Origin of the sequence: Micromonospora sp. WMMD710 (assembly GCF_029626045.1) — a bacterium.
Classification (GTDB): Bacteria; Actinomycetota; Actinomycetes; order Mycobacteriales; family Micromonosporaceae; genus Micromonospora.
Genome location: NZ_JARUBD010000001.1, coordinates 3,978,738 through 4,005,531, shown reverse-complemented (window position 1 = coordinate 4,005,531; position 26,794 = coordinate 3,978,738). Strand labels below are relative to the sequence as shown.

Below are 26,794 nucleotides of genomic sequence, written 5' to 3'. Positions count from 1 at the left end.
CCGCCGCATCCGCTGCCGGACGGGAAACGGCCACCGTCGACATCCCACCGTTTCCGGAGTGCAGGCGTAAGGTGATCACATGCGCGCGGAGCGTGTGGATCACCCCATTGACCATGTTCAAGCGGTGGACACGCTGCGGCGGTCGTACGCCGCGGTGCCCACGGGCGAACCTGTCCGGCTCGCCAAACGCACCTCCAACCTGTTCCGCCCCCGGTCCGCTCTGCAGACCCCGGGCCTCGACGTCAGTGGCCTCAACCGGGTGCTCTCGGTCGATCCGACCGGTCGCACCGCCGACGTGCAGGGCATGTGCACGTACGAGGATCTGGTCGACGCGACGCTGCCGCACGGGCTGATGCCGTTGGTGGTGCCGCAGTTGCGCACCATCACGCTGGGCGGCGCGGTGACCGGCCTCGGGATCGAGTCGACCTCGTTCCGCAACGGTCTGCCGCACGAGTCGGTCCAGGAGATGGACATCCTCACCGGCACCGGCGAGATCATCACGGCCCGCCCGGACGGAGAGCACGCCGACCTGTTCACCGCGTTCCCCAACTCGCTGGGCAGCCTCGGTTACGCCACCCGGCTGCGCATCGAGCTGCAACCGATCGGTCGGTACGTGGCGTTGCGCAACATCCGGTTCACCCAGCTGGAGGCGCTCACCGACGCGATCGCCGAGGTGACCGCCACCCGGGCCTGGGCCGGTGAACCGGTCGACGCGATGGACGGGGTGATGTTCAGCCCCGGCGAGGCGTACCTGGTGCTGGCCACGTTCACCGACGCGGCGGACCCGCCGAGCGACTACACCGGTCAGGCGATCTACTACCGGTCGCTGCGTCAGCGCACCCGCGACGTGCTCACCGCGTACGACTATCTGTGGCGCTGGGACACCGACTGGTTCTGGTGTTCGGCGGCGTTCGGCGCGCAGCACCCGGTGGTGCGCCGGCTGTGGCCGTCGCGGTATCGGCGTAGCGACTTCTACCACCGGCTGGTGCGCCTGGAGCATCGGCACCAGGTGGCGGCACGGATCGACCGGTTGCGCGGCCAGCCTGCCCGGGAACGGGTCGTGCAGGACGTGGAGATCCCGCTGGAACGTACCGCCGACTTCCTGCGCTGGTTCGCGGCCAACGTGGGGATGAACCCGGTGTGGCTGTGTCCGTTGCGACTGCGTGAACCGGCGGGTCCCGGTTCCGCGCGGTCCTGGCCGCTGTATCCGCTCCACGCGGGTCAGGACTACGTCAACATTGGGTTCTGGGGGAGCGTGCCGATCGCGCCGGGCGCCGCCGACGGCGACGTCAACCGCACGATCGAACGCAGGGTGTCGGAGTCGGGCGGCCACAAGTCGCTCTACTCCGACGCGTACTACGACCGGGATGCCTTCGATCGCCTCTACGGCGGCGACACGTGGCGGGCGGTGAAGGACCGCTACGACCCGGACCACCGGCTGACGGGACTGTACGAAAAGGCGGTAGCACGAGCATGAGCCTGACCGACCGAGACCAGGGGGCGGCGAGCGTCCCCGCCACCCCGCCGGCGGGGGGCCGGCACACGGGTCCGACCGTCGCGGATGTCGTCCGCGCGGTCACCGCCGGGCCGTTGCCGGTGCGGATCACGGGGTACGACGGCAGCGCCGTCGGCCCGTCCGACGCGGGCATCACCCTGGCGATCCGTAGTGAGCGGGGATTGTCCTACCTGCTCACCGCCCCCGGTGATCTGGGCATGGCCCGGGCGTACGTCAGCGGCGACCTGGCGTTGCAGGGGGTGCACCCGGGTGACCCGTACGAGGCGTTGCGGGTGCTCAAGGACGAGCTGCGGTTGCGGCCACCGTCGCTGGCCGACGGGCTGGCGCTGGTCCGCGGGTTGGGGTGGGAGCGGCTGATGCCGCCGCCAGCTCCACCGCAGGAGGCGCTGCCGCGGTGGAAGCGGGTGATGAACGGGCTGCGGCACTCGCGGGTGCGCGACAGCACCGCCATCTCGCACCACTACGACGTGTCGAACGCCTTCTACGAGAAGGTGCTCGGCCCGTCGATGACGTACACCTGCGCGGTGTACCGGTCGCCGGACGACACCCTGGAGCAGGCGCAGGCGGCGAAGTACGACCTGGTCGCCGCCAAGTTGGCGCTCAAGCAGGGGATGCGGCTGCTGGATGTGGGCTGCGGCTGGGGTGGCATGGTGCGGCACGCCGCCCGCGAGTACGGGGTGAAGGCGCTCGGGGTGACCCTGTCGAAGGCGCAGGCGCAGTGGGCGCAGGCGGCTATCGAGCGGGAGGGGCTGACCGGGCTGGCCGAGGTGCGGCACCTGGACTACCGGGACGCGCCGGCGGAGCAGTTCGACGCCATCTCGTCGATCGGGCTGACCGAGCACATCGGGGTGCGCAACTATCCGGCGTACTTCGGGGCTCTGCGGGACCGGCTGCGACCGGGCGGGCGGCTGCTCAACCACTGCATCACCCGGGCGGACAATCGGGCGCCGCACCGCTCCGGGGCGTTCATCGACCGGTACGTCTTCCCGGACGGTGAGCTGGCCGGCCCGGGTCGCCTGATCAGTGAGGTGCACGACGCGGGGCTGGAGGTGCACCACGAGGAGAACCTGCGTCAGCACTACGCGCTGACGTTGGCCGCCTGGTGTCGCAACCTGGTCGAGCACTGGGACTTCTGCGTCTCCGAGGTGGGCGCGGGCACCGCCCGGGTGTGGGGTCTGTACATGGCCGGGTCGCGGATGGCGTTCGAGCGCAACGGCATCCAGCTGCACCAGGTGCTGGCGACCCGTAACGGCCCGGACGGGGTGAACGGCTACCCGCTGCGTCCCGACTGGTTGCCCTGACCATCCGCTGACCGTTGCCTGAAGCCGCGCCGAGAAAGTCGGCGCGGCTTCTCGCGAAGCGATTGACAAACAAGTTTCGTACGTACAAACTTATTTTGCCATGAGAGATGTCCTGTACCTGGAGCAGATCGAGCAGGCCGAAGTCCTGCTCAAGCCGCAGCGCGTCGAGGTGCTGCGGCAACTGGCCGAACCGCGCACCTGCACCGAGGTCGCGGCCCGACTCGACCAGACGCCGCAGCGCGTCTACTACCACGTCAAGCAACTCGTCGCGGCCGGCCTGGTCGAGCTGGTCAACGAGCGCAAGGTCCGCGGGATCACCGAGGGCATCTACCAGGCGGCCGCCCGGTCGTACTGGCTCTCGCCGCGGCTGGTCGGCCGGATCGGGCTGCGCCGCGCCCGTGACGAGCTGAGCCTGGGCTACCTGCTCGACCTGATGGAGGAGGTCCAGGCCGACATCGCCGCCCTGGACCGGGCGGCGCCCGAGCTGCCCTCGATCGGGGTGTCCGGCGAGATCCGGGTGCCCGCGGAGCGGCGCCAGCAGTTCCTGCACGACCTGCAGACCGCACTACAGGATCTGTTCACCCGCTACGGCGGCCGCGAAGGAGATGCCTTCAAGCTGGCCGTGGCCTGCTATCCGAAGGGGACCGAACATGAGTGAACCGTTGAAGGTGCAGGCCCGCCTCTCCGCGTCGGTGGGACGCGTCCGCGAGGCCCTGACCGACCCCGCCGCGCTGCGACTCTGGCTGGCCGAGCACGCCGAGGTCGAGCTGCCGCAGCGGTACGAGTTCTGGGGCCGCTACACGCCCGAGGGCGACGCCCCGCACCAGCGGCTGCTGCACGCCGACGACGACACGCTGCGCTTCGGCTGGCTGCTCGACGGCGTGGAGACCACCACCGAGTTCCAGCTCACCGCCGACGGCCCGGACGCCACCGTGCTGACGCTGACCCAGAGCCACTTCGACTTCGCCGAGGCGATGAGCGGCTCCAGTATCCGGGGTGTGCTCCAGACGTACTGGGCGCTGTCCATCGCCAACCTGGCCGCCCACCTGGAGGGCCAGCCTCTGCTGCCCCGCACCGACTTCACCTCCGCCGACCTGCGCGGCGAGCTGGTCATCGCCGCCCCCGCCGACAAGGTCTGGGAGTCGCTGACTGACTCCGAGCAGGCCAGCGCCTGGTTCGGCTACCCGATCGGCATCGAGCCGTGGGTCGGCGGCCGGTACGCCATGGGCGGCTTCGAGGCCGGGTACGCGGCCAAGATCGTCGACCTGGAGCCGGGTCGGAAGATGTCCGTCGACTGGGGACCCACCGGCGTCAGCACGTGGGAGCTGGCCGAGTCCGGTGGCAAGACCACGCTGACCTTCGTGCAGAGCGGCTTCGACGAGGCCAACCCGCCGTACGCGGCCTGGAGCGGGTCGGTCGCCGGGCTGTTCGAGCTGCGCCGCTACCACGAGATGGTGGCCTGGCAGCCGATCTGGATCGCTGAGGAGGTGCCGGGCCTGGAGCCGGCCAGCTGACGCGCCGCACCCCTTGATCGTGCTCGATCACGGATGTAGTGCCCTCCTGCGACCACGAGAGCGCCACATCCTGGATCGAGCACGATCGTGCGTCGGCGGCGCGACGGGGCTGTGCTGATCCGCCTGCGGAATTCGGTGACTTTTCGCGGTGGAGTGGGTACTGGCGGGCGATGTTCTTCATCTTTGGTCTGCGTACCAAGGTCAACCGGTCCGGTGTCGTGCAGCAGGTCTGCCGCCACTGCGGCAACCAGGCTGCCCAGGTGATCACGCGACGGTCGACGAAATTCACTCTCTTCTTCATCCCCCTCATCCCGATCCGCACCCGGTACGCGCAGCAGTGCACGTTCTGCGGGGCGGAGTACGAGATCTCCCGATCCGACGCCGAGCGCCTCCCGGTCGGCTGATCCGCCGATGGAACGCTTCCTCTGCTGGCTGATCGGTCGGCCACCGCCGTCGGCCGGCCCCGCCGTGCACACCGTGGCGCGCCCGCCCTGCACCCCTGGCCGGCGCGGACGCCGCCGCGCCCGCCGTCCGTCGGCCGGCACCACGCTGCCCCGCTCACCCTGGAACCGCTCCGCCGGCCGCTGACCGACCGGCCGCGACGCGTACCCCGACGGGCCGGTCGGGGGCGCGGTCGGTCGTGGCCGGAGCGGCGCGGACGTTCGGCCCTGGCGGCGTAACCGGGCGGTAGCTAGGCTTTCGGGGTTTGCCGTGGAGCGGTCCGCCCGACTGTGCACACACGACGAAGAGCCGGAGCGACCGTGTCGCGACAGGACGTGAAGCAGGCCGCGGGGCAGCTCCATCCCGCCGGCCCGATTCTCGCCGCCACGGTCCTCGTCCTGGAGGCGGGCTGGCTGGTCGCCGCCCTGCCCGGCGCCGCGCTGGTCAGTGACGTCGGCGCGCCGCTGGTGGCCGGCTGGGCGACCGTCGCCTGTGCCGGGGTGGCCCGTCGCCATCCGGCTCCGCTGCGCCGGTTCTGGACGCTGCTCGCCGTCACCATGGCCCTCGCCGCGTGTGGCCGGGCGATCTGGACCGTGCAACGGCTCGTCGGCGGTGACCTGCCGCACACCCCGCTGGTCGGTGTGGTCTTCACCGCCGGCATCCTCACCGGCACGGCCGCGCTGCTCAGCTCACACTCCGCGCCACGGAGCGGGGTCGGGCGGGCCCGGACGCTGCTGGACGGGGTGATCGTCGCGCTGGCCCTGGTGCCGGTCGGCTGGGTGCTGGTGTTCCAGGGGGTGGCCGCCGCCGAGCTGGCCGACCCGGCGCGCACGTTGGGGTTGCTCTACCCGATGTTCGACCTGATGCAGCTCACCATCCTGGTGGCGGTCTCCGGCCCGGCGCGGCCGATGTGGCGGCCCATGGGCATGCTCGCCGCGAGCCTCACCATCCGGGTGGTCGCCGACGTCGTCTACGTCTCGCTGGTGGCGCGCGGCGACTATGCCGCCGGGCATCCGATCGACCTGTGCTGGCCGTTGAGTTACCTGCTGATCGGGCTGGCCACCCGGTACCCGCCGCCGCCGGACTGCGACGGCACCGACGACACCGTCGAGTCGCCGTTGCCGCCCTGGTGGCGGGTCGCCCTGCCGTACCTGCCGGTGGGTGGGGCGATCATCGCGGTGCTGCTGGCCCGGCGGCCCACCGGGCAGACCCCGCAGCTGGTGTTCGTCACGATGATGGCGTTGCTCGCCACCCTCGCCCTGCGCCAGGGGCTGGCGTCCAACGAGAACCTGCGCCTGGTGGTCCGGCTGCGTCGGCTCGCGTACGGCGATCAGCTCACCGGGCTGCCCAACCGGCTGTTGTTCAACCGGCTGCTGCGGCTGGCCCTGCGCGATGGCCGACCGGTGGCCGTGCTGCTGCTCGACCTGGACGGGTTCAAGCAGGTCAACGACCGGTTCGGGCACGCCACCGGCGACACCCTGTTGACCGGCCTGGCGGCGCGGATGCGGGCCGCCGTGGACGACGACGGCATGATCGCCCGTCTGGGCGGGGACGAGTTCGCGGTGCTGGTCGACGGTGACCGGCCGGTGTCGCCGGAGCGGCTCGCCGAGCGGCTGCTGGACGCCCTGCGCCCCTCCGACGGCGACGACGACGTCGGCGTGCATCCGTCGGCGAGCATCGGCATCGCCGAGTACGGCCCGCAGCACACCTCGCACACCGACCTGCTACGCGACGCCGACATCGCCATGTACGCGGCGAAGGCCGCCGGGAAGTCCGCGTACCGGACGTGCACGCCCGCACTGCGCGAGTCGGCCGTGTCCCGCGCCGAGTTGATCGCCGACCTGCGCCGGGCCGTCGACGAGGAGCAGCTGCACCTGGAGTTCCAACCCATCGTCGACCTGACCACCGGCGTGGTCCGCAGTGCGGAGGCCCTGGTGCGGTGGCGGCATCCCCGGCTCGGCATGCTGCCGCCGGCGAGGTTCCTGCCGCTGGCCGAGGAGACCGGGCTGATCCTGCCGATCGACCGTTGGGTGATCCATGAGGCGTGCCGGGCGGCGGCGACCTGGCGGGTGCGGGCACCGGAGGCGACCGTGGCGGTGAACATCGCGGCCGCGCACCTGCGCCGGCCGGACCTCATCGCCACGGTCACCGAGGCCACCGCCGGCGCCGGGTTGGCACCGCGCGCCCTGACCCTGGAGTTGACCGAGTCGGCGCTGATCGAGGGCACCGACGCGGTGCTGGAGCGGCTGCACCAGCTCCGGGAGCTGGGCATCGCGATCGCCATCGACGACTTCGGCACCGGCTACTCGTCGCTGAGCTACCTGCACCGCATCCCGGCCACCGAGCTGAAGATCGACCGGTCGTTCGTGGCCCGGCTCGGGACCGACGACCGGGCGTACGCCACGGTGGAGATGGTCACCCGGCTGGCCGGGGCGTTCGATCTGGCGGTGGTCGCCGAGGGGGTGGAGACCGAACGCCAGCACGAGGCGGTCACCGCGATCGGCTGCCCCCGAGGTCAGGGCTATCTGTACGGGCGACCGGACGGCGCCGCCACGGTGGGTCAGAATCGGGCTTGACCCTGACGTAGCGGCAGGCGGGAGCGTGGTTCCCGGAAGGGAGGGGAACCATGGCGTACACGGTGGGTCAGGTGGCGCGGGTCGCCGGCGTGACGGTGCGGACGTTGCACCACTACGACGAGATCGGCCTGCTCTCGCCCAGCGGGCGCACCTCGGCCGGTTACCGCCGCTACGACGACGCGGACCTGCAACGGCTGCAACTCGTCCTGTACTACCGGGAGCTGGGTTTCCCGCTTGAGGAGATCGCCGCGATCGTCGCCGACCCGGCGGCCGATCCGGCCGCGCACCTGCGCCGTCAGCACGAGCTGCTGACGGTCCGGATCAAACGGTTGCAGGAGATGGTCACGGCGATCGAGTTCGCGATGGAGGCGAGCAAGTTGAACATCCAACTCACGCCCGAGGAGCGGTTCGAGGTCTTCGGCGACTTCACGCCGGAGGAGCACGAGGCCGAGGCGGAGCAGCGGTGGGGTGATACCGACGCGTACCGGGAGTCGAACCGGCGGGCGTCCCGTTACGGCAAGGAGGACTGGCTGCGGATCAAGGCGGAGACCGAGGACTGGGGCCGGCGGATCGTCGCCGCGCTGGCCTCGGGTGCGCCGGCGGACGGCCCGGAGGCGATGGACCTGGCCGAGGAGCACCGGCAGAGCATCAGCCGCTGGTTCTACGAGTGCTCGTACGAGATGCACACCGGCCTGGCCGACATGTACCTGGCCGATGAGCGGTTCACCGCGTACTACGAGAACCTCGCGCCGGGCCTGGCGGCGTACCTGAACGAGGCGATCCACGCCAACGCGATCAGCCGCGCCTGATCGGCCGGGAGGCCGACCCGGAACAGCAGTGCGGGCGGTCCGGCTAGTCTGGCCGGACCGCACCCGCCCCCGGGGAGATGACCGTGCAGAAGCCGAAGCTGATCGCCGCTGTCGCCGTGCTCGCCGTGGTGGTCGGCGGTGGGGTGTGGGCACTGGTCGCCGCCGGCGACGAGCCGGACGCGGGTCGTCCGGCGGCCGACGCCCCACCGCTGCCCAGCGATCCGGTCGCTGTGCTGAAGGCGGCCGCCGCGAAGGCCGACGAGCAGCCGTACAAGTTGACGGTGGGCACCGGCGGGACGGCCGACGGGGGTGACAGCACGGTGGTGCTCTGGGATCCGAAGGCGAAGCGTGGTCTGGAGACCACGTCGCTGAAGGTGCCCAACGGCGCGGTGAAGATCGAGCGGTTGACCACCGGGCCGGACGTCTACGTGCGGGTCACCGCGCCGGACCGCCGTGTCCCGGTCTGGGACGGCAAGACCTGGTGGCACGTGGGCGCGCCGGGTGCGCCGGCCGCGAAGCAGGGTCTGGACAACACCCGGTTGGCCGGCACGCTGGCCGCGCCCGCGGGGGTCCGGCAGACCGGGGTACGGGAGTACGCCGGCACCCTGGACCTGCGGGGCAGCGGCGAGGTGCTGGGCAGTGGCGTCGGCACCGTGCTGGGTGACCGGGCCGGCGCGGTGCCGTTCACCGCGTCCGTCGACGAGCAGGGGCGGTTGGTCCGCTACCGCATCGAGTTGGCCAGCGAGCAGTCGCAGACGGCCCAGCTCGACCTGATGTACTCGGATTTCGGGCTGTCGGTGACGGCCGACCCGCCGGCCGCGGACCTCATCGGCGAGGACCCGCCGGCGAACATCCCGGGCGCCTGACGCCGGCTCACTCTTCGACCGCGCCGTCGGCGGGGGTGACCAGGAAGTCGTAGACGGTGCGGGCCATCCGGCGGACGGTTTCGTCGCCGGTGGCCATCGGCCCGGCAGTGAGGAACGCGACGGCGGTCTCGGTGCCGGGGATCAGGTAGTAGCCGACGTCGTGGGAGGCGTCGGGCAGGTCGCCGGTCTTGTGCGCGACCGGCACCCCGGGTGGCAGTGCCGCCGGAATTTTGGTGTTCAGGGTCTGCTCGCGCATGAAGCCGATCATCAGGTCGCGGGAGGCGGGAGTGAGGATCTCGCCGTCCCAGACCGCGCCGAGCAGGGACACCACGTCGTCCGGACTGGTGTAGTTCTCCTCGCCGCGCTGGGCGGCCGCGCTGTCGAGCATCCGCCGGGCCAGGATGGTGGACCGCTGGTTCATCGAGTCGATCAGCGCGTTGACCGGGGCGAATCCGCCCAGGTAGGTGATGAGCACGTTCGCGGCGATGTTGTCGCTGTACTTGATCAGGTATTGCGCGAGCCGGTGCAGGGTCACCACCTGCGGAAACGTTTCGAACTGGAGCTGGCCGGTGCCGCCGACCACGTCGGCCGGTGTGACCAGCACACCCTCGTCGAGCGAGACCTGTCCACAGTCGACACGGCGGAGCAGCTCGACCAGGATCCACAGTTTGATCACGCTGGCGGCCTTGGGGCGCAGTGCGCCGTTGACCGCGATCTGCTGGTCGCCGTACCGGCCGGACAGGTCGCGGACGGTGGCACCGGCCGGGTTGAGGCTGGCGTCGGCGACGACCCGGGCGAGCTGCCCGCTGAGCGGGAGCAGCCGGGCTCCGGCGACCGGGTCGGTGGGCGGCTGCGGGCTGGTGACCACCACGCCGGTCAGCTCCACCGGCTGTGCCTGCGGCCCGGACACCACGACCGTGCCCTGCGTACGCCCGACGAGCGGCACCCGGTAACGGAAGCTGCGGCCCTCGACGGTCACCTCGCCGCTGGCCACTCCAGCGGCGACCCGCAGGTCCGGGTCGGCGACCCGGCCGGTGTCCCCGTCGCACGCCCGGTAGCGCACGGTGTGCCCGAGCGGGTCCACGGCGAATGCGCCGCCGGGGAACGACAGCCAGGACACCTCGCTGGTGGGTGCCCGCTCCGGCGTCGGCTCCAGGCCGGGCTCGTGGCTCTGCCCCTCGGCCGCGTACCCCGGTGTGCTCGGGTGGTCCGGCTCCGCGGCGGCCCCCGGGCCGTCCGCGGTGGCCGGCCCGGTCGTCGCGACGACCGCGAGCGCGACCGCCGCCGTCAGCCATTTCAGGGGTACGCGGGGATGTTTGTCGCTTTTACTCACGTTTGCACGATAAGAAGCGCGAGGGGTCGCTGAGGCCGCCGGGAACGCCGTCACCCGTCCGGGCGGCGATGTCCCCATCGGTGTGATGACTCAGGGGTATAAATATGACTCTGTGGCATCACGCGCATCAGCGTCCCCCCGACCCGAGGGAAGCCCGTGTTGATCATTACCTGATCTCCGGCCTCGAGGCGGCCTGATCCGGTCCGCTACAGCAGCAGGTCGAGCAGGAGAACGCCCAGGAAGCCGACCACCGAGATGATCGTCTCCATCACCGACCAGCTCTTGATGGTCTGCCCGACGGTCAGTCCGAAGTACTCCTTGACCAGCCAGAAGCCGGCGTCGTTGACGTGGGAGAAGAACAGCGACCCGCAACCGATCGCCAGGGCCAGCAGGGCCACCGCCGGCCGGTCCATCGTCGCCGCGAGCGGTGCCACGATGCCGGCCGCGGTGATGGTGGCGACGGTCGCCGAGCCGGTGGCGACGCGGATGCCGACCGCGACGAGCCAGCCCAGCAGCAGCGGGGAGAGGTTCGCGTCCTTCGCCGCGTCGGCGACGAGGGTGCCCACCCCGGCGTCCACCAGCACCTGCTTGAACCCACCGCCGGCCGCGACGATGAGCAGGATGCCGGCGATCGGCGGCAGCGAACCACCGATCACCGAGGAGACCTGGGACCGGTTAAACCCGGCCTGGTAGCCGAGGGTGAACATCGCCAGGATCACCCCGGCGAGCAGCGCCACGATCGGCGTACCGATGATGTCGAGCGTCTGACGACCGGTGGTGCCCTCGTCCAGGGTCAGCTCGCCGATCGCGCGCAGCAGCATCAGCACCACCGGCAGCAGCACGGTGATCACCGCCGGCCAGAACGCCGGGGTCCGCCGGGCGGTCTCGGTGCCGCTGTCGTCCACCGGCGCACCCGGTCGGCCGCCACCCGGGTTGACCAGGTCGTCGTCGGTGAGCAGGTCACCGTCCACATCGCGCTGTTCGGCGCCCGAGCCCGCCGTCCGGTCGACGTCGCGCCGGGTCGGCAGCAGCGCGGCGGGCGCGGTCGCCGGCACGTACCGGGCGATGATGCTGCCGAACACCGGCCCCGAGATGATCACCGTGGGGATCGCCACGAGCAGGCCCAGCCCGAGCGTCAGCCCCAGGTCGGCGTTGAGCGAGGAGATCGCCACCAGCGGGCCGGGGTGCGGCGGCACGAGACCGTGCAGCACCGACAGGCCGGCCAGCGCCGGGATGCCGATCTTCGTGAGCGGTACGTCGGTGCGCATCGACACGAGCAGCACGATCGGCACCAGCAGCACCACGCCGACCTCGAAGAAGAGCGGCAGGCCGATGAGCGCGGCCACCCCGGCCATCGCCCAGGGCAACGCTCGGCCGGAGACCCGGCCGACGATCCGGCCCACGATGCCGTCCGCGCCGCCGGACTCGGCGAGCAGGCCGCCGATCATCGCGCCGAGGGCGATCAGCAACCCCACGCCGCCGACCGTGGAGCCCACACCGGCGGTGAACGAGGTGATCATCTTGTCCGGGGCGACGCTGGCGACCACGCCGAGCACCGCCGCGCCGAGGATCAGCGACAGGAACGGGTGCACCTTCGCCCAGGCGATCAGCAGCACCACGGCGGCGATGCCGAGCAGGGCGGCGATGACGAGTTGGGCGTCGCCGGCGCTGGTCACCGGTTCGGCCGGGGCGGCGAGGATGGTCAACGGTTCGGTGCGGGTGAGAGCGGCGGGTGGCGGCACGGGGATCACGACCTTCGGGACGGGGTCGACCCTTGTCGGGCCGGCCGAAGGGTCACATCGGGGGTCCTGCTGAGGGCTCCGGCTCCGCGGGCAGGCCGGGTGCCATCCGGCGCATCGAGGTGAACGTGGGCACCAGCGCGTCGTACAGCTCAGCGAAGAGCGGCAGCAGCGCCGCGTACGTGGCGGACGCGGCCGGGTCGGGCCGGACCGTCTCCTCGATCCGCACCAGGTCGGCGGCGACGTCGATGCTCGCGATCAGGCCCAGCGCCTGCATGCCGAGCAGCGCCGCGCCGAAGCTCGACCCCTCGTGCGCGGCCGGGAAGCTCACCGGCAGGCCGAGCACGTCGGAGAGCATCTGCCGCCACAGGCCGCTGCGGGCGAAGCCCCCACCGGCGCGGATCTCACGGACCTCGTTGCCGGCCGCGCGTACCGAGCTGAGCACCAGCGCGAGCTGCTGGCAGACCCCCTCCAGCGCGGCCCGCACCAGGTGCTCGCGGCGGTGCCCGTGGGTCAACCCGACGTACGCGCCGCGCGGCAGGGCGCTCCAGTGTGGCGCCCGCTCGCTGTGCAGGTAGGGCAGCATGATGAGCCCGCCCGAGCCGGCCGGGGCACGGGCGGCGATGGCGACCAACTCCTCCTCGGCGTGCTCGCCCAGGTCCGGGGCGAGCGCCTCGCCGGCCCACTTGAGCACGATGCCGCCGTTGTTGATGGCACCGCCGACCGCCCAGCGGTCCTTGGTCAACGCGTAGCAGAACACCCCGCCCAGCGGGTCCACGCCGGGCTGCTCGACCATCACCCGCATCGCGCCGCTGGTGCCGATCGAGCAGGCCACCATGCCGGGGTGCACCGCGCCGAGGCCCAGGTTCGCCAGTGGCCCGTCGCCGGCGCCGACGACCACCGGGGTGCGCTGCGGCAGGCCGGTCGTGGCTGCGGCCTGCGCGGTGAGCCCGGGCAGGACGGCGGTGGTGGCGACCAGCTGGGGGAGCTGCTCCTCGGTGATGCCGGCGATGCGGAGCGCCTCGCTGTCCCACTCCAGCCGGTGGATGTCCATCAGGCCGGTGGCCGAGGCGATCGAGTGGTCGACGACCAGTGCCTCGCAGAGCCGCAGCAGCACCCAGTCCTTGATGCCGACCCAGTGGGCGACGCTCTCGAAGAGCTTCGGCTCCTGCTCGGCGAACCACAGCAGCTTGGGCAGTGGCGACATCGGGTGGATCGGCGTGCCGGTACGGCGGTGCAGCGCCAGGCCGGACGGCACCGCCCGCAGCCGCTCGGCCTGCCGGGTCGACCGGGAGTCGGCCCAGGTGACCGACGGCGTGAGTGGGTTGCCGTCCGCGTCCAGCCCGATGAGGCTGTGCATGGCGGAGCTGAACGACAGCCCGGCCACCGGATCGACCAGCTCCGCGACGACCATGCTGATCGACTTGAGCACCGCCTCGAGGATGAGCTGCGGGTCCTGCTCGGCGTACCCGGGTTGCGGGTCGTTGAGGGGATAGCCGACCGAGTGGCTGGCGAGCTGCCGCCCCTCGGTGTCGTACGCGACGGCCTTGGTGCTGGTGGTGCCGATGTCCACGCCGACGACCACGGCCGGCCGGGTGCCCTGCGACATGACGCTCACCCCCTCCGTACGGCGGTGCGGCGGCATCGCCACCCGGCTGCGGCTGACGTTACCGAGCCGGCGACCGCCGCGCACGACAGAGCGAAACGTGAATCGACGCAGCAGTATCGCCCTATAGTGCGGGTTGCTCCGCCGATCGGGTAATTCGTCCGTACCTGGCGTTTCCGGGCACCACGCCGCGCCTGTTAACACTGTGACAACCCAGATTGGTGGCCTACGCGGCGAAGGAGTCGGCGTGGCAAAGACTGATTCGACGGGTTCCACATGGCGGTACCGGTGGGCGCACCGGCAGAACGTGCGGCGGGTCAGCACGTACCGCGGCGCCGAGGCGGCCTGGCGGCGACGCGACGACGAGTTACGCCGGTTGCGCGCCCTCGCCGCCGACTTCGCGGGCTCCGCCGCGGCCGGCGAGGGCCTGCCCCTGGAGCTGAGTGCCGACGAGGTGGTGCTCTGGGCGCTGCCCGCCGCGCAGCTCGTCGAGGTACGGCACACCACCGTGCTGCCCGCCCCGGACCTCACGGTCGCCCCGCCGTCCGGGCCGCTGCGCCCGCGCCGCCCGGACGGCGTACGCGTCACCGACGCCGGCATGGCGGTCATCACCAGCCGCCGGCTCGTGCTGCTCGGCGGACGCGGCCGGCGCGACTGGGCGTACGGCAGGATGACCGGCCTGGCCCACGACCCGGCGGCCCCGGTCACCCTGATCCAGGTGCTGGACCGGCGGCGTACCTCCGGCCTGCTGCTGCCCACCGACGCGGCACCGGATTTCCGGTTCAAGCTGACGTTGGCGTTCGCCGACGCGATCGAGCAACGCGCCGCGGTGCTCGCGCAGCTCGACGAGCTGATCGCCGAACATGCCCAGCTCAAGCCGTTCCGGCCGGCCGTGGCCACACCGGCGCAGGCCCGGCTGACGGCGTTCGTGCCCGGTGGGCGGCGGACCGTCGCGGTGGCCGCGGCCGTCGCGTTGCTGGTGCCGGCGGCGCTGATCGAGTCGGACCCGTCCGACCCGACCGGAGGCGCCGAGGTCGCCGCCGCCGCCACCCCGGCGCTCACGCCCAGCGTTGCCCCCGCGCTGATCCGCCCGGCGGCTCCCCGGCAGGGCACGACGCCGAAGCCGACGAAGTCGCCCCGCCCGTCGCCGAGCACGAGCCGCGACGCGCGCTGCGGCGCCCCGGACAACCCCCTGGGGTACGACTTCTGCGCCGGCACCCGCATCCGTCAGCCCGCTGCCGAGGTCTGCGACTGGTTCGACTGCGTGCCCGGCTTCTGGGCCGGTCGCGGGTACCTCGTGCAGTGCCGGGACGGCTCGGTCAGCCTGACCGGCGGCCGGGCCAACGCCTGCGCCGACCACCGGGGAGTACGTCGTACCATCGCGAAGTGACCGATTTGGGGACGAACGTCCCCTTCGGTCGGCGACAATGATCGAATGGAGATCCGGTCTGACGACGGCGCGCGGGTACGGATCCGCCCGATCGGCTACCAGCCCGGCATCGACCCGCCCGACGACCCCGACGTGGCCGCGCCCGGCTGGCGCGACTGGCTGCTCATTGAGGTCGACGCCCGCACCGCGGACGGTCAGACCTGGTCGCACCACTACCCGAGCCTCCTCGTCGAGGAGGCCCGCGCGCTCGGCGGATGGCTGCACGGGCAGGCATCCGCGGCGCTCGGGTCCGACTCGCCACCCGCGACGGTCCGCTTCACCGAACCCAACCTGGTCCTGCGCACCCGGATGATCCGCCGTCGACGGCTGGAGCTGACCGTCGAGTTCTCCGCCGAGTCGCTGCCGCCGTGGATGCGCCGCCCGGTCACCGCCGTCTACCCGCTGGTCCTCACCGTCTCCGCGGACGCCCTCGCCGTCGCCGCCGAGCAGTGGGCGGAGCACTGCGAGGCGTACCCGCCGCGAACCCGGTCGCGGTTTCCCGCCCGCGACCCGCTACCGCACCGCCGGCGCGCCGGGTGACCGTGTGAGCTGAGGCAGTTCTTCACCTCGCTCCGCGGGTGATGCGCGGCGGTGGAGCCGAGCCCAGCGTGGCCAGCTCCGCCGCTGCCGGTCGTTGCCTGTAATTCTCTCCTTTCGGGACCAAAGGGGAGCATCGATCGCGTCCGCGTTCCCTGTCACGTACGTGAGCGGTTGTACCGCGTGTGACCGTGACCTCACTGGCATCTTCACCGTGGCGGACCGCCTGGGCCGAACGCGAGAACGACCGGCGTCGGCGCGCGTACCGCGACGCCACCGACTCCTGGCGGCGCCGAAACGACCACCTGGTCAGGCTGCGGATCGAAGCCGCCGGCTTCCTCGGGTGTACGCAGCCGCGCACCGGCCTGCCCGTGGATCTCGACGACGACGAACTCGTCTTCCGCGTCGTCCCCGTCGCCGAACTGGTCGAGGCCGAGGCGCGGCATATTCCTGGGCTGCCCACGCCGGGCGGTCTCTGTGCCTTCGCCGACGTTGTGCGCGAAGCGCTGCCAACGGGCCTGCGGGTCGTCGACGCGGGCCTGGCCGTCGTGACCAGCCGACGGGTGGCGTTCGCCGGCCGCGAGTGCCGGCGCGAGTGGCGGTACGCGGACCTGGTCGGCGCCGCCCATCACCCCGACGTGCCGGTGACCCTGCTGCACGACCACGGTGGACTCTCCGGGCTGCTCGTCCCGGTCAACGCGGTGGTGAACTTCCGCTTCTACCTCACGCTCGCCGCCACCGGGGACCGCGCCGCCCTCACCGCCCACCTCGACGCGCTGCTGTCGGCCCACCAGGCCGCCCGGCCCACACCGCTGCCGATGGTGGGGCCTGACGAGGCGCCGCCGACCGCGGTACGCCCCGATCGACGAATGACCGCCGTCGCCGCCGTCACGGCGGTGGTGATCGCGACGTTGGGGCCGGGTGCCTTCGGGGCGGAACAGCAGGGACGCTCGGCGCAGGCGAGCCCGGTCGCGGACGTGCCGGCAGCCGTTCAGGTCCAGGTGCCGGCCCGTCCCATCGGGCCGGTTCTGCCTGGCGGTCCGGCGTCACCGGTCCGGCCGGCCGCTCCGGGTGGGCCGGCCGCCCCGGTGCCGGTGGTGCCTCCGGCCGGTGTGGTGGGCCGTGCGGCGCCGAGTGCGCCCGCCCGGCCGGTGGTCCAGGCGGCCCGCCCGGTGGCGGTGGCTCCGACCCCGGCGGTCGTACCGTCGCCCCCGCCGGTGCCGACCCCCGGCCCGGCTCCCACGGCCTCGCCCACGCCGGCGCTCCCGACGCCCAGCGCATCGGTCACACCGAGCGCGCCCGCCGCGAGCCCGACGCCGTCCCCGTCGGACTCCACGCTGGTGACGGTCTGCCTGGACCCCCTTCAGCTCCCGCTGCTGTGCCGGTCCGCGGCGCGGTGAGCGTCTTGTTGTCCGGCCTCAGGTGGTGGCGCTGAAGTCGGGCAGGGTCAGGGTGCCGTCCGGGCCGAGCTGGAAGCCGGGGTTCCAGGCGATCTCCCACAGGTGGCCGTCCGGATCGGCGAAGTAGCCGGCGTAGCCGCCGTAGAACGTCTCCCGCGCCGGTTGGGTCACCTCGGCACCCGCCTTGCTCGCGGTGGCGATCACCTCGTCGACCTCCTCCCGCGAACGGACGTTCTGGGCCAGGCTCATCGCGCCAGTACCCGGATTCCGGACGCCGGCGTCGTCGGCCAGCTTGTCCCGGCCCCACAGCACCAAGGCCAGACCGCCGGCCTGGAAGAAGACCGTCTCCTCCACCTCCTGGCCGCGCCAGCCGAGCTGCTCGTAGAACGCTTTGGCGCGCGGCACGTCGGTGACTCCGAGGGTGATCAGGCTGATCCGCTGCTCCATCTTCGTAACCTAGCGCGCGGCCAGTCGGGGATCCGCGAAGGTAGACCAGAACATACCAACGAATCTACAATCATCTCTGTTAACGCTCACACTCGTCCCAGTGCTGAGGCAGTAACGCCATGCCGATCTGGCGATCGGCGCACGCCGGGTGACGCCCGGCAGCCGGCGGCTGCTCGGTCCGGCCGGCCCCGCTCCCAGACGGTTGTCGACTGCCCGTGGCGGCCCGTACCGGCCGGCCCATGCCCTCGGCCAGCTCGACCAACCAGGGGAGAGATCCATGCGAACGAGGGCACGATGGCTCGCGACGCTCGCCGCGCTCGGTGTCGTGGTCGCCGGAGTGGTGACACCCGCCGGCCCGGCCAACGCGGAGTCCAACGGCGGGGTACGGGTGATGCCGCTCGGCGACTCCATCACCGAGGGCACCCAGGTGCCGGGCGGGTACCGCATCGGGCTGTGGCAGCGCCTCGCCGCCGGCCGGTACACGGTGGACTTCGTCGGGTCGCAGTTCAACGGGCCGGCCAGCCTGGGCGATCACGACCATCAGGGGCACCCCGGCTGGCGGATCGACCAGATCGACGCCAACATCGTCGGCTGGCTGAACACCCAGCGGCCGCAGACCGTCCTGCTGCACATCGGCACCAACGACATCCTGCAGAACTACAACGTGAGCACCGCGCCGAACCGCCTGTCCACGCTCATCGACAAGATCATCAACACCGCGCCCACCGCCGAGGTGTTCGTGGCGCAGCTCATCCCGCTCTCCAACAGCAACCAGGAGGCGGCCGTCCGCACGTTCAACGCGGCGATACCCGGCATCGTGCAGAGCAAGGTGAACGCCGGCAAGCGGGTGCACCTGGTCGACATGCACAGCGCTCTCACCACCGCCGACCTGATCGACGGCGTCCACCCCACCGCCGGCGGCTACGACAAGATGGCCGCCCGTTGGTACAGCGCGTTGCAGTCGGTGCCCGGAAGCATCGGCAACCCGGGCAGCGGCGGCGGACAGACCACCGCCATCGTGGGCACGCTGTCCGGCAGGTGCGTCGACGTCCCCGGGTACTCCACCACCAACGGCAGCCAGCTGCAGCTGTGGGACTGCCACGGCGGCACGAACCAACAGTGGACCTACACGACCGGCAAGGCGCTGACCGTCTACGGCAACAAGTGTCTCGACGCCGCCGGTTACGGCACCTCCCCGGGCACCCTGGTCACCATCTACGACTGCCACGGCGGGACGAACCAGCAGTGGAACGTCAACGCGAACGGCACCATCACCGGCGTGCAGTCCGGCCTCTGCCTGGACCCCGTCAACCAGGGCACCGGCAACGGCACGAAGCTCGTCCTCTGGACCTGCACCGGCCAGACCAACCAGCAGTGGAGCCGCCGATAGCTTGCGGGACCGCGCGGACACACCTTCCACCACCACGTACGGGCCTCGGCCCGATCGCCGCGCGCCTCGACCAGCGTCGAGGCGCGCGGCGAGGCTCGCCGACGTACTTCAGGGCAGCCGTCGTCAGGTCGGCGCCTGGCGTCGCACCGAGAGACCGGCGCCAAGCCGATCGACGACACGTCCGGATGAAGTTCTCGGATGACCGAGCAACTCATAGCATCGATGCTATGGGTTGGGGTAGCGTGGAGCTGGAACCAGAGGTCCGAGACTGGCTGGAGGAATTGCCAACCGCCGACTTCGCCCGAGCGGCGTTCTACATCGATCTTCTGGCAGGCCGAGGTGCGCTGCTCGGAGAGCCGCACACCAGACAACTCGACGGCAAGTTGCGAGAGCTGCGGTTTTATCTAGAGCGCGATGCGGTGCGCGTGACGTACTGGATAGCCTCCGACCGGAGGATCATCCTGCTTACGGTGTTCCGGAAGACGCGGATGCGGGAGGACCGGGAAGTCGAGCGGGCTCGCCGCGCATTCGAGCGGTGCATGGCGGAGCGGCACATCGTGAACGAGGGGGCAGAGCGATGACTGATCGCCTGGATTGGAACGACCTACGTGAGCGCCGGATGGCGGAGCCAGGGGCAGCCGAGACCTACGAGGCCACTCGGATCGCCTTCGAGCTTGGTCAAGAGGTGCGCCATCTGCGGGAGGGGCATGGCTGGAGCCAGAGTCAGTTGGCCCGAACCGCTGGCATGACCCAGTCCGCGGTGGCCCGCTTCGAGGCGGGCGGCACTGTGCCGACTCTGCCGGTCCTGGAACGCCTCGCGCGCGCCCTCGACAGGAGGCTCGACGTCAGGTTCACGCCGAACGCGGACGCCGCCTGACCGGGCAGAGCTACGCGGCGATCGTGCGAGCGGTGGCGTACACGTCGGCGGGTAGGGCGTGGTCGAGCTGCCAGAGAACGCGCATCGGCCGGTCGCCGGTGTGCGACTCGTACGTCATGGTGCCGGCGTAGAGGTACGGCGGCGCGCCCAGGTCCCGGTCGGCGACCCGGGTTTCCCGGACGAAGAGGTGCACGGCCGAGCCGCCCGACGTGTAGCGCTGACCCGTCGCCGATGCCGCGGCGGTGGTGCTCTGTGACTCCCACTGGAACAGCGTGTCGGTGATGGCCCGGTCGGCGTACATGGTGGTGGGGGAGTAGTGAGCCTCCGACTTGACCAGGGTGACGAAGAACAGGTCGGCCTGGGCGTCGGGGAGCCACTTCACTCCCTCGCGCAGTGACCCCGGGTTGGTCATCCCGAAGGCGGCGCACGCCTCGTTGCGGCTGTAGCGGGCGTGCACCCGCAGCGGCACGGCACCCGAGGCGGCAGCCGGCGTGACCCGGTGGATGCGGTCCCGCAGCACTTCGGCGACCTGCCGCAACTCGGTGCAGCGCGCCGGCTCCTTCCACAGCCGTGCCAGCCGCTCGTCACGCGTGGCGAGCGGGGCGTTCGGCCCCCAGAGGCTGAAGTGCAGCATGTCCAGCAGTCGGCCGTTGCCCGCGTACACCTGCTGACCTGGCGCGGGCGGTCCGGCCGCGACCCGGGTCAGCAGTTCCAGCCGGTCGATGTCGTCGGTGTGCAGCATGCGACCGATTGCCCGGCCCAGCTCCCGGTCATCCTCCCCGGCGGTGGACGTCTCGATGCCGGCGAGCCGCCGCAGCCCGGTCCAGCCACCGATGCTGGCCGACCGGTACACGTCCTCGATCTCCAGGCCGGTCTCCCGCAGGAACATCGCCAGGCTCACGTTGCCGAGTTGCCGCAGCTCGGACACCAGGCCGGCCTTCGAGGTGGGCAGCGCGGTCCTCAGGTTGGCGAGCACCACCTCCTTGGCGACCCGGTCCAACTCGACGTGGCAACCGCTCGGCAGGCTCGGGAAGTCGTCCCGGACCGCCTCGGTGACCGCCCTCCGACTGACTCCGGTCAGGGCACGCCACCGCAGGTCGAAGCGGAAGTTGGCGTTCTGGCCGCCGATGAAGTCGAGCACCGTGAGACAGGGTTTGTCGTCGTCGAGGCGTAGGCCACGGCCGAGCTGTTGCAGGAAGATCGTTGCGCTCTCGGTGGGTCGCAGCATCAGGATCGTGTCGACCATCGGCAGGTCGACGCCCTCGTTGAACAGGTCCACGGTGAAGAGCACCCGCAGCTTGCCGGCCTTGAAGTCCCGCAACAGTCCCGCCCGATCGGTGCCGGCCCGCGAGGTCACCGCCGCCGCCTCGACACCGTGCTGCCGGAACCAGTCGGCCATGAACTCCGCGTGCCCGATGCTCACGCAGAACCCGAGCGCCCGCATCCGCCCGACGTCCACCTTGTCGCGGACTGCGCGCAACACCGATCGCGCCCTCGCGTGATTGCCGGTGTAGAGGCCGTTGAGTTCTGCCAGGTCGTAGCCCTGGCCGCGCTTCCACGCGACGTGCGACAGGTCGACGTCGTCGTGCAGCCCGAAGTACTGAAAGGGCGCCAACAGCTGCCGCTCCAACGCGTCCCACAGGTGCAGCTCCACGGCCGCGCGCCCGTCGAACCACCGGCGCACGTCGCCGCCGTCGGCCCGGTCGGGGGTCGCCGTCAGCCCCAGGAGTACGCGGGGACGCAGCCGCTCCAACAGCCGGGCGTACGTCGGCGCCTCCGCGTGGTGGAACTCGTCGACGATCACCATGTCGTACGCCTCCGGGTCCACCTCCCGGCGGTGCAGCGATTGGATCGAGGCGAAGACGTTCTTCCAGCCGTTCGGCTTCTCGCCTGCGACGAGCATCTCGCCGAAGCTGCCGTCGCCCATCACCTGCCGAAACGTCGACAGGCTCTGCCGCAGGATCTGCTCCTGATGAGCGATGAAGAGCAGTGAGTCTGTTCGGCCTGCCTTGTTCAGCCGGCGGTAGTCGAGTGCGGCGACGACGGTCTTGCCGGTGCCGGTAGCCATCACCACGAGGTTGCGCCAGCGCCCGTGCACCAGCCGCTCGGCGTCCAGATCCGCCAGGATCTCGGCCTGGTACGGGTACGGGCGCACATCCAGGTTCGAAATCTCGGTTGGAGCCTGGTCTCGGCGCTCCCCGGTGAGTGCGTGCCGCAGCCGCTCGGCGTCCCGGGCCGCGTCGTACGCCTCGAACGCCGGATCGTTCCAGTAGTCCTCGAACGTCGCGGTGAACGTGTCGATGACGTGCGGCTGCTCGATGTTCGAGATGCGGACGTTCCACTCCACGCCGTCCACCAGCGCGGTCTTCGACAGGTTCGACGATCCGACGTACGCGGTGGTAGTGCCGTTGGCCCGGCGGAACAGCCACGCCTTGGCGTGCAGCCTTGTCGTCCTCGTCTCGTACGACACCTTGATCTCGGCGCCCAGCTCGGCGAGCCGGTCTAACGCTCGCTGATCGGTCGCGCCGAGGTAGGTCGTGGTGATGACGCGGACCTTGCCGCCTCGGGCGATCAGCTCGCGGATGGCCGGCTCGACGATGCGCAGGCCGTACCACTTGATGAACGCGCAGAGCAGATCGACGCTCTCGGCCGACGCCATCTCGTGGTTGACCTCGTGGCCGATGCGGGGCTGGTGGCGACCGTTGACCAGCAGCGCGCCGGTGGAGAGGGGGGTGTTGGGGCGCTCCGGGAAGCTGGGCTGTGCGGGTGGCGTCGGTGGGGCGGCGATGGCGTGGAGCAGGTGCCTGGCGTCGGTTACCTGGTCTTGTTCGGTCGCTGCCCTTGGGCTCAGGGTGGCGATGGCTTCGGCTATGCGATTCGCCATTTCGACCTGGTGATGCAGCTTGTCGTCGCCGTTGGGGACGGCTTGCAGAGCTCTCGCTGCCAGGGTGGCGATGTGGCGTGCGAGGGTGTGGTGGGCGTCGGCGGGGTCGAGCTTGTGGCGCTGGATCCGGGCGGGGTCAACGTGCTGGAGGCTGTCGGCCACCTCGCGGGTGATCAGGTGCTCGTACACGCCCTGCTCAAGATCCGTCATTCGAGCAACCTAATCACACGACCTATCTACAGGTGGGGCGTGGCGGGCGGTCGTATAGGCAAAAGTTGTCACGCATTTGTCGAGGTCGCCTCATCCGTGTGACGACTCACGCAACGGGCAATGCAGGCAGCAGTCGGACCGACTGCAGGCGTTCGTAGGCCAATTCGATATGCGCGGCTGTGAAGAGCCGAGCTTTGCGGCCACTCCACGAACGAACCCGCTCGGTCAGCTCATCCAGGTCGTCGGTGGGAGGCTGTGATGCGGCTGCGTAATGCACGGTTGCCAGCAGTTCCAGGCTGTATGGTGCCTCGAATCCGTCGGTAAGCCGGGCCAGTTGATCCAACGTTTCGGTTGCTGCTGCGCCATGGGCTCGAGACCAGTCGGCAACGGCGTCGGCTGCGCCCGGGGTCAGCCCGATGGGCTGCATCTCCTCGACCCGTGCCGAACGGTCACCGAAGCCCGTCAGGTAGTGCCCTTCGAGACGGTCCAGCACGTGGTTGAGGCTCTCGGCGTACGGGCCGTATCTGCCGCGGCTGAACTCCAGACGCAGCGGTTGCCCCAGCACCTGGAGGAAATAGGCGATCTTCTGAATCTCCAGGACGGTGACGCCATCGCGTGGCTCGAGTCGTCGTGCTCGGCTCAGGTAGCGGTCGATGGCCTGAATGAGAGTTACGCGTCCGGGGGTCAGCGGTGGTCTTTCGGTCGCTACCGGCATGTCGGCCGGGTCGGGGGCTCCCTCTGGAGGAAATAGCAGGACCCGCACCTCGGGGGTCTCGGCGAAGGCGCCTTCGATGAGGGGCCGGACATCGTCCCAGTTGAGCCCACCGTTGCCGCAGCCCAGAGCGGGCATCGCCACAGAGGTGATCCTTCGCTCGCGAACCACGCGGACGAGATCGGCCAGTCCGGCCTGAATGTCGTCCAGCTTCGAGTTGGCCCGCCAATGGCCCTTGGTGGGAAAGTTGATCACGTATCTGCGCGGACCGAGTCGCGCTGAGTCGAAAACGAACATTCGCCCCAAGTTGACTTGGTTCTCGCGGCATGCCGTGCGGTAGGCCGCGTAGTTTGCCGGGTAGGCGCGCTTGAACTGTAGAGCGATGCCCTTGCCCATGACCCCAACCGTGTTGACGGTGTTGACCAGCGCGTCCGCCTCAGCGGTCAGTAGGTTCCCGTGGCTGATGATGATCATTCGCGCACCTCCCCCCGTGTGTACCCGTAGTACCAGCCCGGTCTGACAGCAACGTACGGCTCGATCATGCCAGCGTCGCGGAACACCTGCCTCACCTGTTCCTGTCGGTCCGTCGTCCGTACGGCGTAACCGGTGAGCAGGTCAACAGGAAACTCACGGTGGACCAGGAACTCGGCAGCTCGCCGGCGCATGCGGTCCATGTCGTCGGGAACGTCCCTCCAGATCTGGGCTCCCAGCAAGGGCCAGTCCACGAGGGTGTCGAGCTCGGCCAACTCGGCCGAGAACCTGGTCAAGCCGACCGCGCAGTTCCCGTCACTTGCCACCCAATCGACTCCGGCCGCGTGCACCCGCTCCACGGAGCTCACCAGGTAGACGAGGGGATCGTCTCCTCCTGGATAACACCCCGACTTGCCTGCTCGATGGTCGCAGGCTATGCGGAACATCATGGGCGAGCGCGGAGCGAAGTAGAACGGTACGTAATCCGCTACGACACCACCCGGAGGACACGGCACGGGCCGTTCCCGCCGTCGTGCTTTGATCTCGACCGAGCCCACGTTCGTGGCGAGCTGCGCCCCTACGCCGCTGTCCGCGAGCAACCGGCCGGTCTTGATAATCCTCGACAGATTGTCGAGGTGGGTGAAATGCATGATCAGGGTGGGTGTCGGCCGCGCGATTGGATTCACCAGAGATCAACCCAACTCACTCCGGTGGGCGGGTGCACGGACCAGGACATCAAAGATCGGTGCTTTCTCCCAATTTGGCTGAAGTTCGGTCACCTTCGTCCAGCCCCAGGACTGGTACGCCCTTTGAGCGGCAGCATTCTCGGGCCGAACCAATAGGATGGTTCGTGGCTCCGTCCGGACCGCCACCAGTTCGGTGTGCAGAGTCGCCGCAATGCCCTGACGTCGCCTGGCCGGATGTACCAACAGCTCGCTGATTGCGAAGGTACGCGTCCCGTCCTCATCGGTGAACCCGGCCGGCACCGGCTCGTGGATGCCATCCCACCACCGCGTCTGCGCAGGTAAGGGAAAGCCATAGATGTAGCCGGCCAAAATTCCGTGGACTCGCGCGGTGACCAACTCCCACCCAGCCCGCTGCATGTGCAGGTCGAGCTGACGCCGGTAGCGGTCCTCGCTGTGGAACTCGTCGCCATCTGAGTAAACCGCCAAGTACAAGTCCACGAGCTGATCGAGGATCCCGCGCGCCTCGTCGGCGTTGTGATGGCGAAGCTGCAAGCCCTCGATCACGCAGTCACCGCCCGATCGTAGGCGTCGATGAACTGACGGGTCGTTGTGGATGCGTGCCGAGGTGCCGCCAGGTTTGAGCGGACCTGTGCAAGATGCCTGCTCACCCGCCCCGAGTTCATCTGAGTCACCGCCGGCATGACGTCCAGAGCGATGCGCGCTGCCCCGCTGGCATCACCCTGCTGGTAGGTCGCCTCGGCGAGGTCGATTGTGTAGAGGACCTGATTGCGCCGATGGCCCGGCGACGGGTTGGCAGTGATGGCACGGAACGATTGAGCGGCACGGTCGGGCCTGCCCAGAGCGAGGTAGGAGAGCCCCTGGATGCCGTTCAGCTCTTGCTCGTTCACGAAGTCGACGAAACCTGGATCGTCTTCGTGCGGCCCGCGCTCCAGCTCCCGACAGGCCTTGGTCATCTCCCGGCTGAACCCACTGGCATCGCTGAGGACGGCGTACGCGTGTGCCCTCCGCAGGTGCAGCAGCGTGGTGAGTCGAGGTGTCGCCCAGCCGGCAGAGACACGTATTGCCGCCTCGGCGCAGTGCAGTGCCTCGCCGGGTTGACTATCGCGGAGTAGGAGCGATAGCAGGGCCAGCGCCCGTACCTCCACCCGAGGGTCGTCGGCGATACGGGCGCGGGTGATGGCCTCATTAGGGAAGGGTCTGGCCTCCTGCCGGCGTTCGGCGTCGATGGCGAGCCACGCCGCCTGGATGCCGAGATCGGCCAGGGCGCCTTGAAGGGCATCGCCTACCTCTCGGCTGTATCTCGCCTTGGCGGCCCAGGTCGACAGCCTGGTGTGCACCTGAATGGCGACGTCACAGAGCTGGGCTGCGCCCACCGCAGCATCCGCCTGCCGAAGACCGCCAACCAGCGAACTGGCGAGTCGTACCTGCTCCATGCCGATGGTTCCGGGCTCGTCGGCCTGACCCGCGAGCAGGTAAGGATGACCGGCTGCGGCGAGGCCCGCGAGTGCGGCCAATACGGTGAAGCGACGGCGGTCCGTAGCGTCACCCCCTCGGCTTGATGCCCGGTCCACGTTAACCGTCACGGCGGCCTGCACCCCTTGTTCGGCCGCCTGATCGTCGCCATTTGCGACGCTCGCACCGGTCCAACGAGGCGCATCTGGGAGGCGGAACCACAGGCTCTCCACTGGAACTCGGAGGAGCCGCGCCCAATGCGACAGCCGATCCAGGTGCACCAGCGGCGGTCCGTTTTCCACCCGGCTCAACTGCGCCTGCGTAATTCCGAGCCATCCCGCCACCACGGTCTGCGGCAACGCGACCCGCCCGTGGTACGGATGGCATCGGTAAGCCCTGATCACCCGGCCCAGATGCCGCTCGGCCAAGGCCAGCCGCACCGGCCCGTGCTCCCAGAAGCTCGCCGGCACCATCGGCGGCGAGCTCAGCCGGTCCCGCTCGGCAGCCTGGCACGGCGTGCACCGTCCGCTGTCGTTGTCCCGGGCCAGCCGCCCGCCACACCGAGGGCAGTTCGCGT

At 70.5% G+C, this 26,794-nt stretch carries 23 protein-coding genes; 14 read left to right on the top strand and 9 right to left on the bottom strand.

Annotation, left to right across the window (positions count from 1 at the left end):
• Positions 1-79: 79 nt before the first annotated feature.
• The 8 genes from O7620_RS18430 (at position 80) to O7620_RS18395 (ending at position 9,023) form a co-directional block, all read left to right on the top strand.
• On the top strand, positions 80-1,477 hold the full coding sequence (locus O7620_RS18430; RefSeq protein WP_278124040.1) for an FAD-binding oxidoreductase: 1,398 nt from the start codon (positions 80-82) through the stop codon (positions 1,475-1,477).
• The gene (locus O7620_RS18425; protein ID WP_278124039.1) at positions 1,474-2,817 is read left to right on the top strand and encodes a class I SAM-dependent methyltransferase; all 1,344 of its coding nucleotides are present in this window, start codon (positions 1,474-1,476) and stop codon (positions 2,815-2,817) included. The genes O7620_RS18430 and O7620_RS18425 overlap by 4 nt, the downstream gene beginning before the upstream one ends.
• Before the next feature lie 100 nt (positions 2,818-2,917).
• Positions 2,918-3,475 (top strand): helix-turn-helix domain-containing protein, encoded by a 558-nt coding sequence (locus O7620_RS18420; RefSeq protein WP_278124038.1) that lies wholly within the window; start codon positions 2,918-2,920, stop codon positions 3,473-3,475.
• Positions 3,468-4,331: an SRPBCC family protein gene (locus O7620_RS18415; protein ID WP_151487600.1), complete on the top strand. Its 864-nt coding sequence runs from the start codon at positions 3,468-3,470 to the stop codon at positions 4,329-4,331. Before O7620_RS18420 ends, O7620_RS18415 begins: the two co-directional genes overlap by 8 nt.
• Before the next feature lie 170 nt (positions 4,332-4,501).
• Complete coding sequence (locus O7620_RS18410; protein ID WP_278124037.1) at positions 4,502-4,735, top strand: zinc-ribbon domain-containing protein; 234 nt, start codon at positions 4,502-4,504, stop codon at positions 4,733-4,735.
• A gap of 357 nt (positions 4,736-5,092) precedes the next feature.
• Positions 5,093-7,348: an EAL domain-containing protein gene (locus tag O7620_RS18405; RefSeq protein ID WP_278124036.1), complete on the top strand. Its 2,256-nt coding sequence runs from the start codon at positions 5,093-5,095 to the stop codon at positions 7,346-7,348.
• Between the two features lie 50 nt (positions 7,349-7,398).
• The gene (locus tag O7620_RS18400) at positions 7,399-8,157 is read left to right on the top strand and encodes a MerR family transcriptional regulator (RefSeq protein WP_278124035.1); all 759 of its coding nucleotides are present in this window, start codon (positions 7,399-7,401) and stop codon (positions 8,155-8,157) included.
• An 83-nt stretch (positions 8,158-8,240) separates the two neighbouring features.
• Positions 8,241-9,023, top strand: a complete 783-nt coding sequence (locus O7620_RS18395) for a hypothetical protein (RefSeq protein ID WP_278124034.1) — start codon at positions 8,241-8,243, stop codon at positions 9,021-9,023.
• Between the two features lie 7 nt (positions 9,024-9,030).
• On the opposite strand, the gene O7620_RS18390 is transcribed toward O7620_RS18395, so the two are convergent.
• The 3 genes from O7620_RS18390 to O7620_RS18380 form a co-directional block, all read right to left on the bottom strand.
• Complete coding sequence (locus O7620_RS18390; protein ID WP_278124033.1) at positions 9,031-10,356, bottom strand: serine hydrolase; 1,326 nt, start codon at positions 10,354-10,356, stop codon at positions 9,031-9,033.
• Positions 10,357-10,562: 206 nt separating this feature from the next.
• Positions 10,563-12,098 carry an SLC13 family permease gene (locus O7620_RS18385; protein WP_278124031.1) on the bottom strand — a complete coding sequence of 512 codons (1,536 nt, stop codon included), beginning with the start codon at positions 12,096-12,098 and terminating at the stop codon, positions 10,563-10,565.
• Positions 12,099-12,150: 52 nt separating this feature from the next.
• Complete coding sequence (locus O7620_RS18380; RefSeq protein WP_278124029.1) at positions 12,151-13,704, bottom strand: gluconokinase; 1,554 nt, start codon at positions 13,702-13,704, stop codon at positions 12,151-12,153.
• A gap of 244 nt (positions 13,705-13,948) precedes the next feature.
• Here O7620_RS18380 and O7620_RS18375 point away from each other — a divergent pair, with 244 nt between their 5' ends.
• The 3 genes from O7620_RS18375 (at position 13,949) to O7620_RS18365 (ending at position 17,067) form a co-directional block, all read left to right on the top strand.
• Entirely contained in the window at positions 13,949-15,091 is a 1,143-nt protein-coding gene (locus O7620_RS18375) for a hypothetical protein (RefSeq protein WP_278124026.1), read from the top strand.
• Between the two features lie 45 nt (positions 15,092-15,136).
• On the top strand, positions 15,137-15,670 hold the full coding sequence (locus O7620_RS18370; protein WP_278124025.1) for a hypothetical protein: 534 nt from the start codon (positions 15,137-15,139) through the stop codon (positions 15,668-15,670).
• A 188-nt stretch (positions 15,671-15,858) separates the two neighbouring features.
• Positions 15,859-17,067, top strand: coding sequence for a hypothetical protein (locus tag O7620_RS18365; protein WP_278124024.1), 1,209 nt, complete (start codon positions 15,859-15,861; stop codon positions 17,065-17,067).
• An 18-nt stretch (positions 17,068-17,085) separates the two neighbouring features.
• Here O7620_RS18365 and O7620_RS18360 read toward each other — a convergent pair whose 3' ends face one another.
• Positions 17,086-17,514, bottom strand: coding sequence for a VOC family protein (locus O7620_RS18360; RefSeq protein ID WP_278124023.1), 429 nt, complete (start codon positions 17,512-17,514; stop codon positions 17,086-17,088).
• 277 nt (positions 17,515-17,791) lie between these two features.
• Between O7620_RS18360 and O7620_RS18355 the strand changes: the two genes are divergently transcribed.
• The 3 genes from O7620_RS18355 to O7620_RS18345 all read left to right on the top strand — a co-directional run bounded on the left by O7620_RS18355 (position 17,792) and on the right by O7620_RS18345 (position 19,781).
• Positions 17,792-18,904, top strand: a complete 1,113-nt coding sequence (locus O7620_RS18355; RefSeq protein ID WP_278124022.1) for a ricin-type beta-trefoil lectin domain protein — start codon at positions 17,792-17,794, stop codon at positions 18,902-18,904.
• A 242-nt stretch (positions 18,905-19,146) separates the two neighbouring features.
• Entirely contained in the window at positions 19,147-19,485 is a 339-nt protein-coding gene (locus O7620_RS18350; protein ID WP_278124021.1) for a type II toxin-antitoxin system RelE/ParE family toxin, read from the top strand.
• Entirely contained in the window at positions 19,482-19,781 is a 300-nt protein-coding gene (locus O7620_RS18345) for a helix-turn-helix transcriptional regulator (RefSeq protein WP_278124020.1), read from the top strand. The genes O7620_RS18350 and O7620_RS18345 overlap by 4 nt, the downstream gene beginning before the upstream one ends.
• A gap of 10 nt (positions 19,782-19,791) precedes the next feature.
• On the opposite strand, the gene O7620_RS18340 is transcribed toward O7620_RS18345, so the two are convergent.
• The 5 genes from O7620_RS18340 to O7620_RS18320 all read right to left on the bottom strand — a co-directional run bounded on the left by O7620_RS18340 (position 19,792) and on the right by O7620_RS18320 (position 26,657).
• A complete protein-coding gene (locus tag O7620_RS18340) occupies positions 19,792-22,875 on the bottom strand; it encodes a DUF3427 domain-containing protein (protein WP_278124019.1) in 3,084 nt (1,027 codons plus the stop codon).
• Between the two features lie 106 nt (positions 22,876-22,981).
• On the bottom strand, positions 22,982-24,061 hold the full coding sequence (locus tag O7620_RS18335) for a macro domain-containing protein (protein WP_278124018.1): 1,080 nt from the start codon (positions 24,059-24,061) through the stop codon (positions 22,982-22,984).
• Positions 24,058-24,708 carry a DUF4433 domain-containing protein gene (locus tag O7620_RS18330; protein WP_278124017.1) on the bottom strand — a complete coding sequence of 217 codons (651 nt, stop codon included), beginning with the start codon at positions 24,706-24,708 and terminating at the stop codon, positions 24,058-24,060. Before O7620_RS18330 ends, O7620_RS18335 begins: the two co-directional genes overlap by 4 nt.
• A gap of 42 nt (positions 24,709-24,750) precedes the next feature.
• Positions 24,751-25,308: a GNAT family N-acetyltransferase gene (locus O7620_RS18325; protein WP_278124015.1), complete on the bottom strand. Its 558-nt coding sequence runs from the start codon at positions 25,306-25,308 to the stop codon at positions 24,751-24,753.
• Complete coding sequence (locus tag O7620_RS18320) at positions 25,305-26,657, bottom strand: hypothetical protein (protein ID WP_278124014.1); 1,353 nt, start codon at positions 26,655-26,657, stop codon at positions 25,305-25,307. Before O7620_RS18320 ends, O7620_RS18325 begins: the two co-directional genes overlap by 4 nt.
• Positions 26,658-26,794: the final 137 nt, after the last annotated feature.